Source organism: Shewanella decolorationis S12, assembly GCF_000485795.1.
In the GTDB taxonomy this organism is placed as follows: domain Bacteria; phylum Pseudomonadota; class Gammaproteobacteria; order Enterobacterales; family Shewanellaceae; genus Shewanella; species Shewanella decolorationis.
This window is the reverse complement of sequence record NZ_AXZL01000069.1, coordinates 64,351-77,486: the sequence shown is the minus strand read 5'-3', so window position 1 is coordinate 77,486 and position 13,136 is coordinate 64,351. Positions and strand designations below refer to the sequence as shown.

The 13,136-nt window shown below is 46.1% G+C and carries 9 protein-coding genes; 5 read left to right on the top strand and 4 right to left on the bottom strand.

Annotation, left to right across the window (positions count from 1 at the left end; translation table 11 throughout):
- Nucleotides 1-197 precede the first annotated feature (197 nt).
- Both SHD_RS13315 and SHD_RS13310 read left to right on the top strand, forming a co-directional pair.
- Complete coding sequence (locus tag SHD_RS13315) at nucleotides 198-1,694, top strand: aldehyde dehydrogenase (RefSeq protein ID WP_023267590.1); 1,497 nt, start codon at nucleotides 198-200, stop codon at nucleotides 1,692-1,694.
- A gap of 261 nt (nucleotides 1,695-1,955) precedes the next feature.
- Nucleotides 1,956-2,384, top strand: coding sequence for an OsmC family protein (locus tag SHD_RS13310; protein WP_037426290.1), 429 nt, complete (start codon nucleotides 1,956-1,958; stop codon nucleotides 2,382-2,384).
- 92 nt (nucleotides 2,385-2,476) lie between these two features.
- Here the strand turns inward: SHD_RS13310 and SHD_RS13305 are convergent, their stop codons facing one another.
- Nucleotides 2,477-3,097, bottom strand: coding sequence for a TetR/AcrR family transcriptional regulator (locus tag SHD_RS13305; protein ID WP_023267588.1), 621 nt, complete (start codon nucleotides 3,095-3,097; stop codon nucleotides 2,477-2,479).
- Nucleotides 3,098-3,737: 640 nt separating this feature from the next.
- Between SHD_RS13305 and SHD_RS13300 the strand changes: the two genes are divergently transcribed.
- Both SHD_RS13300 and SHD_RS13295 read left to right on the top strand, forming a co-directional pair.
- A complete protein-coding gene (locus SHD_RS13300; RefSeq protein ID WP_039978379.1) occupies nucleotides 3,738-4,976 on the top strand; it encodes an efflux RND transporter periplasmic adaptor subunit in 1,239 nt (412 codons plus the stop codon).
- Nucleotides 4,977-4,989: 13 nt separating this feature from the next.
- The gene (locus tag SHD_RS13295; protein WP_023267586.1) at nucleotides 4,990-8,133 is read left to right on the top strand and encodes an efflux RND transporter permease subunit; all 3,144 of its coding nucleotides are present in this window, start codon (nucleotides 4,990-4,992) and stop codon (nucleotides 8,131-8,133) included.
- Between the two features lie 125 nt (nucleotides 8,134-8,258).
- Here the strand turns inward: SHD_RS13295 and SHD_RS13290 are convergent, their stop codons facing one another.
- Genes SHD_RS13290 through SHD_RS13280 form a run of 3 tightly spaced genes read right to left on the bottom strand, consistent with a single transcriptional unit; the run spans nucleotide 8,259 to nucleotide 11,166 of the window.
- The gene (locus SHD_RS13290) at nucleotides 8,259-9,746 is read right to left on the bottom strand and encodes a methyl-accepting chemotaxis protein (protein ID WP_039978376.1); all 1,488 of its coding nucleotides are present in this window, start codon (nucleotides 9,744-9,746) and stop codon (nucleotides 8,259-8,261) included.
- Between the two features lie 9 nt (nucleotides 9,747-9,755).
- The gene (locus SHD_RS13285) at nucleotides 9,756-10,481 is read right to left on the bottom strand and encodes a substrate-binding periplasmic protein (protein WP_039978375.1); all 726 of its coding nucleotides are present in this window, start codon (nucleotides 10,479-10,481) and stop codon (nucleotides 9,756-9,758) included.
- 10 nt (nucleotides 10,482-10,491) lie between these two features.
- Complete coding sequence (locus SHD_RS13280) at nucleotides 10,492-11,166, bottom strand: TorF family putative porin (protein ID WP_023267583.1); 675 nt, start codon at nucleotides 11,164-11,166, stop codon at nucleotides 10,492-10,494.
- A gap of 698 nt (nucleotides 11,167-11,864) precedes the next feature.
- Between SHD_RS13280 and SHD_RS13275 the strand changes: the two genes are divergently transcribed.
- Nucleotides 11,865-13,133 (top strand): HD-GYP domain-containing protein, encoded by a 1,269-nt coding sequence (locus SHD_RS13275; RefSeq protein ID WP_023267582.1) that lies wholly within the window; start codon nucleotides 11,865-11,867, stop codon nucleotides 13,131-13,133.
- Nucleotides 13,134-13,136: the final 3 nt, after the last annotated feature.

The window sequence follows — 13,136 nt, the reverse complement described above, 5'->3', positions numbered from 1 at the left end:
TAATGAACATGGAAGAGGTGTGTGCAGTTATTTGTGGCAAAAATGCTATTTTTGTAAAAAATATTGAATTTTGATGTCCTAAAAGCGTAATCTAGGCTGCAGTTACAGCCTTAGGTCATCTTTGGCAGTTGTTAGTCGAGATAGCCCTTATCCCAATAAAGCTAAAATAAACGAATACAAACGATTAAGAGGTCATCATGAGTACACCTAAAACACGGAGCGATTGGGAAAACCTCGCTGCAAACCTAGCAATCAATGGCAAGGCTTTTATTAACGGCGAGTATAGGGATGCTGCATCGGGCAATACCTTTGATTGCGTCAGTCCAATCGATGGTCGTTTATTAGCGCCAGTTGCCAGTTGCGATTTGCTAGACGTCAATATCGCTGTGGCCAATGCCCGTGAGATGTTTGAGTCTGGAGTATGGTCAAAGGCCTCTCCTGTTAAACGTAAGCAAGTGATGATCCGTTTTGCCGAGTTATTGGAAGAAAACGCCAATGAACTCGCTCTGCTAGAAACCTTAGACATGGGGAAGCCAATCCGTTTTTCAAAGGCGGTAGATATTGCGGGCGCCGCCCGTGCAATTCGTTGGTCGGGTGAGGCCGTTGACAAACTCTACGATGAGCTAGCGCCTACGGCACATAATGAAATCGGCATGATCACCCGTGAACCCGTAGGCGTGGTGGCAGCGATTGTGCCTTGGAACTTCCCGTTATTGATGGCCTGTTGGAAGCTGGGGCCAGCACTGGCGACGGGTAACAGTGTAATTCTTAAGCCCTCTGAGAAATCTCCCTTAACCGCGATTCGGATTGCTGAACTTGCGGTACAGGCAGGGATCCCTAAGGGCGTGTTAAACGTACTGCCGGGTTATGGGCATACGGTCGGCAAGGCGCTGGCGCTGCATATGGATGTTGATACCTTAGTCTTTACGGGCTCAACAAAAATCGCTAAACAATTAATGATTTATGCGGGCGAATCGAATATGAAGCGGGTGTGGCTTGAGGCTGGCGGTAAGAGCCCGAACATTGTATTTAACGATGCGCCCGATCTTAAAGCCGCAGCGGTGGCGGCGGCCGAAGCCATTGCCTTTAACCAAGGTGAAGTTTGTACCGCAGGCTCGCGTTTGCTAGTGGAGTCTGGGGTTAAAGATCAACTTATTGCGCTGATCGCTGAAGAACTTGCCTCGTGGCAGCCCGGGCATCCGCTGGATCCCGCTACTGTTAGCGGCGCAGTGGTCGATAAGCAGCAATTAGATACCATCTTAAGCTATATCAAAGCTGGCCAAGACGAAGGCGCCAGTTTAGTGCATGGTGGACAACAAGTGCTGGCCGAAACGGGCGGTGTGTATGTGCAGCCCACTATCTTCAGCCAAGTGCACAACAAGATGAAAATCGCCAGCGAGGAAATCTTTGGCCCTGTGCTATCTGTCATTGAATTTAATGGTATGGAGGAGGCTATTGCGATCGCCAACGACACCATTTATGGCTTAGCGGCAGGGGTGTGGACAGCGGATATTAGCAAGGCACACAAAACGGCTAAGGCACTACGAACAGGAATGGTGTGGATTAACCATTATGATGGTGGCGATATGACGGCACCTTTTGGTGGTTATAAGCAATCGGGTAATGGCCGAGATAAATCTCTGCATTCCTTCGACAAATACACCGAAATCAAGGCAACTTGGATAGCGCTTTAGCGCATACTTGGCCTCTTTCAATGTTATTGGAAGGGGCTTTTAGTGCTTTTTTACTTCGATGTTTTGGATTTTTATTGGTTTGCCTGTGCAAAATAACTGACATTTCTCGCGATTTGCTTAAAACCTCAAACCCTAGACATGCAGGTTAAGCCTTTACACCTACTTCCGAATCTGACTTTATAAACTGTGATCTTAGCTTGTGACTTTTCATTTTAATATCATTAGAATAATCTGATTGAAAAAAAACTAATGGAGTTCATCATGGCTGAAAAAGTAGTAGAAGTCACCACACATATGGGAAGCGGTTGGAAGGTTACGGCGCAGGTACGGGAGCATTTGCTGGTTATTGATCAACCCAGTGCCACTAATGAAGGCGCTAACCCGTTAGAAACGTTCTTATTTTCACTTGGTGGTTGTATTTCGGCGATTGCCAAGATGGTTGCGCGTGAACGTAATATCACGATTCGCCAGTTTGATGTACATGTGAGGGCCGTGATGAATTCGGCGGGATTATTAGGTCAGCCCTCGGACGATCCTGTAGGCTTTAAAGAAATCGCCATAAACGCCAGCATAGACGCCGACTTAACCGACGCAGAAAAGAACGAGTTTTTAGATACAGTGTGTAACCGTTGCCCCGTCCACGATAATCTGCTGCGTCCAAGTTTAGTCACCCACCAAGTTCAACATTAATCTCGATTCTCATCTGGATTTAGGGCGGCTTAAAAGCATAAACCCCAGCTTTCACTGGGGTTTATGTTAATAGTCATATGCTAATTGTGCTATCACGGATTATTTTTCGGAAAGTTAGCTAATACTAGCTCGGCGACTTTGCGAAGCTCTTCCGGACAAATGCCATTGGTGGCTTGCACAGCCATGCCTTGCAGCACTGTGCCAATATATCGAGACAGTAGCAGCGGATCGGCATCCGCGGGAAGATCGCCTTCATCCTTTGCTCGTTGCAGGCGTTCGCATAAAGCCTGTTCACCATCACGACGACGGGTGATAAGCGTTTCTTTAATCGCTTGCCCTGCTTCGCTACAGGCGAGGGCGCCTTGTACTATCAAGCAACCTTGGGGGTGGCTCTCATCCACTAAGGAGGATGCAGCGCCATAGAGCATAGACTCAACGACTTGATAGGCAGTTTCTTTTTCAAGAGAAGGATAGAAAAACGCACAGGGGCGCTGCTCGTATAACTCGATCGCTTTCAGAAACAGCTGCTCTTTATTACCAAAGGCGGCGTAAAGGCTGGGTTTGTTGATGCCCATGGCCTGAGTTAGATCGGTTAACGATGTACCTTCAAAACCTTTTCGCCAGAAGACTTCCAAGGCTTTGGCCAATGCATCGTCGGCGTCGAAGGCTCGTGGACGACCTACGCAGGGCGTCTGGGTGACGGTTGACATCATTAGGCTCCTTAATTCTCAATTGCCCCTAGGATAGACATGGGTTTAGTTCATGTCCAGCCACTCTTGCCTGCTGTCTGCGGGTTAGGTGAGTAACTCACCAAAATATATCGTCCATTCAAGCCCACATAGCACATTCGCCGTGGCTAGGGCGTGTTGACGTTTCAGGGTTGTTTTTGCAGCAGTTTGGCTGGCTTTTATGCAAGGCAACGTCCGTGCAGTGTAGTTATTCTACATAAACGCACGATAACGCAGCAGAAACCCCAGCCAAATGCTGCCCGAAGGGTTCGTCTGGCAAGCCCTTGCTCTGACTTTCTGTCATAAGAGCCGCTCGTCATTTGAGTAGAATAACGACACATCATTCCTCGTTTCGCGAGCACGTGCTTGCCAGAACGAACAAAATCTAATCTCGAAACGTCAACACGCCCTAATTACCTCAAAGGCTTAACTACATAGTTTCACGCTGTCACAAAAAATTAAATACTTATCGGTACAAAATTTGTTGACAGGGTCATTTTACACTATATATTACCGCCCAGTACATAATATTTTTTACCAGTCGGTATTTATTGGTTTTGACCGAGTGCCTATCACTGATGTCTGTCTTAAACGAGATAAATGCCTGCCACATGAGGATTGTAAGATGAAAAGTAACCAACCTTTACGGATATTGATGTTGACTGCCGTGGCGGCTTTTGTCCTTTCGGCCTGTGGTGAACCCGAAGCCCAGCAGGGGCAAGCACCGGGTGCACCTAAGGTCGATGTTGCGCAGGTATTGCATGAGCGCGTTACCGAGTGGGATGAATTTACCGGCCGTTTGCAGGCGCCAGAGAGTGTGACCTTAGTGCCACGCGTGTCAGGCTATATCGCGTCGGTAAACTTTAAAGAAGGCGCCTTAGTGAAAAAAGGCGATGTGCTATTTCGTATCGATGCAAGTGTGTTTGAAGCGGAAGTGGCCCGGTTAAAAGCAGATCTTGCTAGCGCGCTCGCTGCTGAGCAACTGGCCACTAACGACTTAGAACGTGCCCGCAAACTCTTTGCCCAAAAGGCAGTATCGGCAGAATTACTCGATACCCGCGAGTCTAACAAACGCCAAACCACGGCGGCCGTGGCCTCTGTAAAAGCGGCACTGCTTCGCGCCGAGCTGGACTTAGATTATACCCAAGTGCGCGCACCGATTGATGGCCGTGCCTCCTACGCCAATGTCACCGCCGGTAACTATGTGTCTGCGGGGCAGAGTGTATTAACTAGCTTAGTGTCGACCGCCAGCATGTATGCCTACTTCGATGTGGATGAGCAAACCTATCTGAAATACGTCAAGTTAACCGCCGAGAAAAAGCGTAAAGACCCTCGTGCTGGCGACAATCCCGTGTATATGGCGCTTGCCAACGAGCGCGAATATCAACACATAGGCCTAGTGGATTTTGTCGATAACTCGATGGACAGACAGACGGGCACTATTCGAGTACGTGCCACGTTTAGCAATGAAGACAACAGCTTACTCCCAGGTCTGTTCGCCAGATTACGTACCGCTGGTAGCGGTGCCTACGACGGCATCTTAATCGACGATAAAGCCGTGGGCACGGATCTGAACAACAAGTTCGTCTTAGTGGTGGCAAACGATGGCACTGTGGAGTATCGCGGCGTCACTTTAGGTGAAAAAGTTCAAGGTTTACGCATTATTAAGCAAGGTTTAGCGGCAAACGACAAGATCGTCGTCAATGGTATGCAAAGGGTTCGTCCTAAGATGCAAATTGAGCCACACCTAGTTGATATGGCCGATAGCGAGCAGCTAGATGCGCTTCGTCAAGCTCAATTACTGCTTGATAAACATCAAGAAAATATCACCACTCCAGACGTTGAAGTAGCGAGCCGCGGTTAAGGAATCCAACAGAATGTTGTCGCAGTTTTTTATTAAAAGACCGATATTTGCAGCCGTTCTCTCGCTGCTATTTTTTATCACAGGGGCGATTGCTGTCTGGCAATTACCTATTACCGAATACCCTGAAGTGGTACCACCGACAGTCGTGGTGACCGCCAATTATCCTGGCGCTAACCCTAAAGTCATTGCCGAAACGGTTGCCTCGCCCTTAGAACAGGAAATCAACGGCGTCGAAGACATGCTGTATATGTCATCGCAGGCGACATCCGATGGACGCATGACCTTGACCATCACCTTTGCTATTGGCACCGATGTGGACAGGGCGCAAACTCAAGTGCAGAGCCGGGTTGACCGTGCTATGCCACGTTTGCCGCAGGAGGTTCAACGCCTCGGGATTGTGACTGAAAAGTCCTCGCCCGACTTAACCATGGTGGTGCATTTACTGTCGCCAGATAACCGTTATGACATGCTGTATTTGTCTAACTACGCGGCATTAAACGTAAAAGATGAGTTAGCACGGATCAAAGGTGTGGGCGCGGTGCGTTTATTCGGTGCGGGCGAATATAGTCTGCGGATCTGGCTTGACCCGAATAAAGTCTCGGCGCTTGGCATGTCGCCAGCTGAAATTATCGCCGCCGTACGCGAGCAAAATCAGCAAGCGGCAGCGGGCAGTTTAGGGGCACAGCCTAGTGGTAATGCCGACTTCCAACTCTTGATTAACGTTAAGGGGCGTCTGACTGAACTGTCAGAATTCGAAGACATTATTATCAAGGTCGGTCAAAACGGTGAGGTGATCCGTCTTAAGGATGTGGCGCGTGTCGAACTCGGTGCAACTAGCTATGCGCTGCGTTCATTGCTGGATAACAAGGATGCAGTCGCGATTCCTGTATTCCAAGCATCAGGCTCGAATGCGATTCAAATTTCCGACGATGTGCGCGCCGAAATGGCAAGACTGGCGAAGTCTTTCCCCGAAGGGCTGCAATACGAGATTGTGTACGATCCGACCGTGTTTGTGCGTGGCTCGATTGAAGCTGTGATCAAAACCTTACTTGAAGCCGTGCTCTTAGTGGTATTAGTGGTGGTGCTGTTCCTCCAGACTTGGCGCGCTTCGATTATTCCGCTGGTGGCCGTGCCTGTGTCTTTGGTGGGGACCTTCGCCTTTATGCACTTGATGGGCTTCTCGCTTAATGCTTTGTCGCTGTTTGGTCTGGTGCTGGCCATCGGGATTGTGGTCGACGATGCCATCGTGGTGGTAGAAAACGTCGAGCGAAATATCGCTTCGGGTTTAAGCCCAATTGCCGCAACACAAAGAGCCATGAAGGAAGTGACTGGGCCGATTGTCGCAACCACTTTAGTGTTGGCCGCGGTGTTTATTCCTACCGCCTTTATGAGCGGATTAACGGGGCAGTTTTATAAACAGTTTGCGCTGACTATCACGATTTCGACCTTTATTTCGGCCATTAACTCGCTCACCTTGAGCCCAGCGTTATCGGCGTTGTTACTCAAGGGGCATGATGCGCCTAAGGATGCGCTCACACGGTTAATGGATAAGCTGTTTGGTGGCTGGTTATTTACGCCATTCAATCGCTTATTCAACCGTGCCTCAGAAGGTTATGGCTATTTAGTGCGTAAGGTGATCCGTTTTGGCGGCATTATCGGACTGGTTTATCTGGGCATGGTTGCGCTGACGGGTGTGCAATTTGTGAATACTCCAACGGGTTATGTGCCAGGACAGGATAAACAGTATTTAGTGGCATTTGCCCAATTACCGGATGCGGCCTCACTCGAGCGTACCGATGCGGTGATCAAGAAAATGTCCGACATCGCCTTGAATCATCCCGGTGTGGCGCACTCTATTGCCTTCCCCGGTCTGAGTATCAACGGTTTTACCAATAGTCCTAACTCGGGCGTAGTGTTTGTTGCCTTAGATGATTTTGAGTTACGTAAGCGTCCTGAACTGTCGGCGAATGCGATTGCCGGCCAATTAAATCAGCAGTTTGCTGCTATTCAGGATGCATTTATTGCCATCTTCCCGCCGCCACCTGTGCAAGGCCTCGGCACTATTGGAGGGTTCCGTCTGCAAATTCAAGACAGAGCCAACCTTGGTTATGAGGCCTTGTATCAGGTGACCCAACAAGTAATGTACAAGGCGTGGGCCGATCCACAATTAGCGGGGATTTTCTCCAGCTATCAAGTGAACGTGCCACAACTTGAACTGGATATCGATCGAACTAAAGCGAAACAGCAGGCAGTGTCGCTCGATCAAATTTTCCAGACATTACAAACCTATATGGGCTCGACCTATGTCAACGACTTCAATCGTTTCGGTCGAACCTATCAGGTGAATATGCAGGCCGACGAAGCATTCCGTCAAAGCCCGCAGCAGATCAGTCAGTTAAAAGTGCCTAATGTGAATGGTGATATGATCCCACTCGGCTCCTTTATCAATGTGAGCCAGAGTGCGGGACCCGATCGTGTGATGCACTATAACGGTTTCACTACGGCTGAGATTAACGGTGGCCCAGCACCCGGTGTGAGTTCGGGCCAAGCGCAGGCGGCGATTGAGAAAATCCTTGCCGAGACTTTGCCCATAGGCATGACCTACGAGTGGACTGAGCTGACCTATCAGCAGATCCTCGCCGGTAACACAGGCTTGTTAGTGTTCCCTCTGGTGATCCTGCTGGTATTTATGGTGCTGGCGGCGCAGTACGAGAGTTTGAGTTTGCCATTGGCGATTATCTTAATCATTCCAATGACCTTACTCTCAGCGCTCAGTGGTGTGCTTATTTATGGCGGCGATAATAATATTTTCACCCAGATTGGTCTTATCGTCCTCGTGGGCTTAGCGACCAAGAACGCGATTCTGATTGTCGAATTTGCCAAGGAAAAACAAGACCATGGTATGGAAGTCATGGAGTCGATTCTCGAGGCGGCGCGCTTACGTTTACGCCCCATCTTGATGACCTCTATCGCCTTTATCATGGGGGTGGTACCCATGGTGTTTTCAACAGGCGCGGGCGCCGAGATGCGTCAAGCCATGGGCGTCGCGGTATTTGCCGGTATGATAGGGGTGACGTTGTTTGGTTTGATCCTGACGCCATTGTTCTACTATGCGTTAGCTAAACGTGGTCGTCGTAAAACCGTGACGACTGTTTAAGTTAAGCTTTGTTTTACTATGTTTTAGCTAAGTTATCGAATAAAACGCAGAGATAATTTTAACTTGAGCCGTTGCTATTCATGATTTGCATTATGTATCAGGTATAGCAACGGCCTACTAAGAGTTTAGGTTTTAAAGACACTGACATTTTCCTTTAACTGGATAGCGAGTTCTTTCATATCATTCGAGTACATTTGAACGTTTTCAATTTTGCTCATACTGTTTTGTCCAGATGAAACGACTTCATTAATATTTTTACTAATATCTTCTGCAACCATACTTTGCTCTGTAATTGCCGCAGAAATATGACTCGACATCTGAGTTATGGCCGTAATAGCGTCGCCGATCCGATGAATAGATGCACTAGCCGAATTAGCTGCTTGCATACTCTCATGGCTTTTGTCTTTACTGATCGACATGACTTTGACTGCAGATTGAGAACCTTGCTGAAGCTGAGTAATAGTTGCATGAATTTGAGCGGTACTTGCTTGTGTTCTACTAGCAAGTGAACGAACTTCATCAGCAACTACCGCAAAACCTCTACCTTGTTCGCCAGCGCGAGCAGCTTCAATAGCCGCATTTAGGGCGAGTAAGTTAGTTTGCTCTGCGATGGATTGAATGACATCCAAGAGTGATGCAATTCCTTGAACACTTTCTTCTAGTGAGCCGATAACACCTGAGGCTTCATCGAGCTGTTCAACTAAATCTTCGATAGCTGAAATGGAGTTATCGAAAGCTTGCTGAACTTTATGGGAATCAAGTTTTGCAGTTTCTGCCGATTCTAAGGAGCGTTTAGCATTGTTTTCAATTTCAACCGCCGATGATGCCATTTCGGTAATCGCAATGGCTATTTGATCGGTTTCAGCTTGCTGATTGGTTAAATAGTTAAAGCCTTCACTACTGAGGTTAGAAATATTTTGCGCCACATTATAGGAGTCATCAATTGAGAGTTTTACCGCTTTAATCAATTCGGCAATTTTATGCTCGAATTGATTAAATGAGGCCGCAAGTTGGCCAATCTCATCGTTGCGTCTAACAACTAACTCTTGAGTAAGATCCCCTTCACCGTGAGCAATTGTGGCCATTTTATCTGCAACCTCAAACAAAGGTTTTGCAACTAAATTATTGAATATTAGTGTTAAAACGGTTCCGAGAATTAAAACTAGAAGCAGTACCTTAAGTGCAGATGCAAGTGCTAAGTCTAATAAGGCTTGGTCGATGTGGCTTTCATCTATATAGAGTTTTAAACTGCCAACTTTGGTTGGGCTGCCGTTATCATCAAAAAATAATTCCCCTTCGATTGTGTTTGCCGTAGCGGGGCCCTGAGTTTCGACAAATGTTTTACCATTAGTATCTTGAATCACTAACTTAGCAATGTTTTCCGAGGTCACTTCGGCATTGACGAGTTTTTGCGCCAGTTTATCTTGGAAATTCCACATTGCATTGGGCAGGGATAGTCCTATTCGCTCTTTTGCTAGTGATATTTCAGTGTTTAGCTTGTCTTTTAGCTGACGGCTTTGAGTTGAATAGTCATAAACCCCGAAGCACAATAGTACTAATACCATCGCGCCTAATGCGGTGCATACTAACCTAAACAAGATGGAGTGGATCAAGGGGAACTCCTACTTCAAGTAGTTTGACATGATGTTGTTAACGTCAATTTTCGTTAGTCCTTGATTATAAATTTTTTGCCATTTTTGGCCTTCGGCATCATTACGAAACGCAATATAGAGATTTTTATCTTCTAAGATCACATTGTTCATTTCTACAGTATTTTTAAATTCGCTGAGAGATGGATCTGTATTGAGTAAATATTTCAATACGTTGGCGTCAATTACTGCTGCATCGAGGCGTCCAGAGCCTACTTTTTTGACATTGAGATCGTCTGAGGGGACTGCATCCCCCTTAATGGCACCAGATGCAATCATGTCATCTAATTCTTTGGTATTTACATAATCTTGGACGACTCCAATCCGTTTACCAGCTAAATCTGCGACAGCAGTAAAACTAATCGGCTTGTTTTTATTTTGTACCAAACCTAAAGGGCCTTTACCCATGGGATCGGAAAACACAAATTCCGAGGTTTCATATTTGTATTCTGGGAAATAACCTAAGTATTTAGAGTTTGGTTCCGACGCCATTTTTACCGCTCGAGTCCAAGGGAAAAAATCGACAACTAACTCATGTCCCTCAGCCTTAAAGGCCGCTTTAGCCACTGCGACAGAGGCACCTTGCTCACTTAAAGATTTATCTGAATAAGGTGGCCAAGATAAAGACGTTAAATAGACTGTTTCTGCAACGGCAGTGTTGATAAATAGTACTAAAATCAGGGATACCAAAGTTTTCATATTGGCCTCTTTAGAAATTAAAAGTGCGTGCAACAGTTACAAGAAAAATTCCTTCACCGTAGGTCTCAAGGTCTGTATCTTCATAACCTGCGGTAAAGTCCCAGCCAGACCAAGAATAGTTTGCGGTAACGCGCCAGTGGATATAGGCGTCATCGTCAGTCTCCCATTCCCACTTATCACTATCTAAGCTTTTAGAGTAGTCCGCGCTAATATCAAAGGACAAATCGTCATTAATAGGGAATGATTGTACGACCATAACTATGGCATGCCCTGCACCTGTGCCAAAGTAGTCCCAGGAGTACCAAAAATTCAAATTAGTATTGGCATAATTGAACTTGGCGTAACTTTCTGCATAGTTGTAATCGGAGCTAAACCCTTCGCCATGGTAGGTGTATTGGGCTATGCCAATGTCGAGATTGATGGCATCTGTTAGGGCAAAGTAGTAACCGACGTAGGCATCAGCTTCTAAATCGGTACCTTCACCAAAGTCGACATTTGAACCCCAAATTCCTGCATATAAACCAGAATCTCCAGCCCAATCAAAACTGGCTTGTAAGGCTGGGTCTTCTTGAGTTTGGCTAACGCCATTAAACAAGTAATCGGAGGCGACTTTGACTGTGACTGAGGTTGCAGCAGAACAAGGTAGTGTGGCTAACAACAGTAAAGCGGAGAGTGAATATTTCATATCATCCTACTAATACTTAATTAGGGTTAAAGTAAGCTTAGATTGGATTTTTAGATTCGCAAATTGTGGTTAACCATCTGAATACGCTATAGCCCTAATGACTATTAATATTGCACTTCCTTTATTTGTGTCGGCTGTGTTGATATTCAGTAGGGCATCAGTTTACGGTGAGATATGGAATGGAATAGACGTCGTTAATGTAAGATTGAACCTCTTGTTTAATACTAAGACTACTAAGGCGTGCTGACGTTTCGAGATTAGATTTTGTTCGTTCAGGCAAGCACGTGCTCGCGAAACGAGGAATGATGTGTCGTTATTCTACTCAAATGACGAGCGGCTCTTATGACAGAAAGTAAGAGCAAGGGCTTGCCAGACGAACCCTTCGGGCTGCATTTGGCTGGCTTTCTGCCGCGTTATCGTCCGTTTATGTAGCATAACTACACTGCACGGACTTTGCCTTGCATAAAAGCCAGCCAAATTGCTGTAAAAAAACTGAAACGTCAACACGCCCTAATTAAAAGTTTTAATAATCAATTGGTAAGGTTAGAACTTGCGATTCTATGATAGGTGGACTAACTGGCACTTAAAAGGTTCTTCTCTTAGCTATGATTTATAGGAGTTATTGGATTTATCTGGGATAAAAATCAAGGTATTGACTATATTTTACAGAGGTTGATTCGATCAATTAGGGAAATGCGATGAATACCATTCAGCCCTCAAGTGTAAAAATCAAAGTGGATGTTAGGCATGCCTTGATAGCTGTGGCGACAGTATTGGACTTTGTTGGTGTGGACGATCTCCATCATGGACATCGAGTGGCTTACATTGCGTATGAATGTGCGTGTGTTTTGGGTTGGCCTGATGATAAAAAGCAATTTGCTTATTTTGCAGGGCTTATTCATGACTGCGGTGTGTCCTCATCGGAAGAGCATTTGCGTTTACTGAAGCTGATGCAACCGGAAGATGCCCAGTGCCATAGTCAACGCGGTTATGAAGCATTACTTAAATGCCCTATCCTAGACGTATTTGCGGCTATTGTTCTTTATCATCACACTCCTTGGTTGGAGTTACTTTCCCATGATCTTTCCACTTTTGAGCGTGATGTTGCGGCGTTGATTTTCTTAGCCGATCGCACCGATTTTTTAAGAGCGAGATACACCCATGGTTGCCATGAGGAGTTAATTACTTTGCATGAAAGTATGGTGGCTGAAAATTTAATGGCCCACAGCGGAACCTTATTTGAGCCAGAAATGGTCAAGGCGATGTGCCAGTTAGTTAAAAAAGATGGCTTTTGGTACAACATGGATGCCAGCCACATAGCGTTATTAGGTTTAGAATTTGAGGCGAATAATTTTTACGACAAAGAGTTGGATTTAGAAGGGGTAAAGCAATTGGCGCGATTTCTTGCTCGGATTGTCGATGCAAAGAGTCCTTTTACATTCCACCATTCTGACAAAGTAGCTTTACTCGCTAAATTACTGGCGAAGGATTGTGGCCTCAGCGAAGAGGATGCCGAACTCTTGTATGTTGCAGGACTACTACACGATGTTGGTAAGCTAAAAACCCCAGATTTGTTACTTCATAAGGAAGGTAAGCTGACGAAGGAGGAATATTCAATTGTTAAGCGCCACACCGTGGACACTGAACATACCTTACATAGTTTTTTTCCAAAATCAGTGATTGGCGAATGGGCTTCAAACCATCATGAACGTCTCGATGGTTCCGGTTATCCCTTTAGTAAGCGGCAAGAACAGCTAGATCTACCTTCACGTATTTTGGCTGTCGTTGATGTGTTTCAGGCGTTAACTCAAAAACGGCCATATAGAGGCTCTTTAGCCCTATCAGATATTTTTGAAATTATGCAGCCAATGGTCGATAAGGGTCAGTTAGATGCCGATGTTTATCGCGTGTTGTTGGCCGATATTGATAACTTTTATCGGCTTTCGACTCAAGAGTTTCAAGCCTAAGCG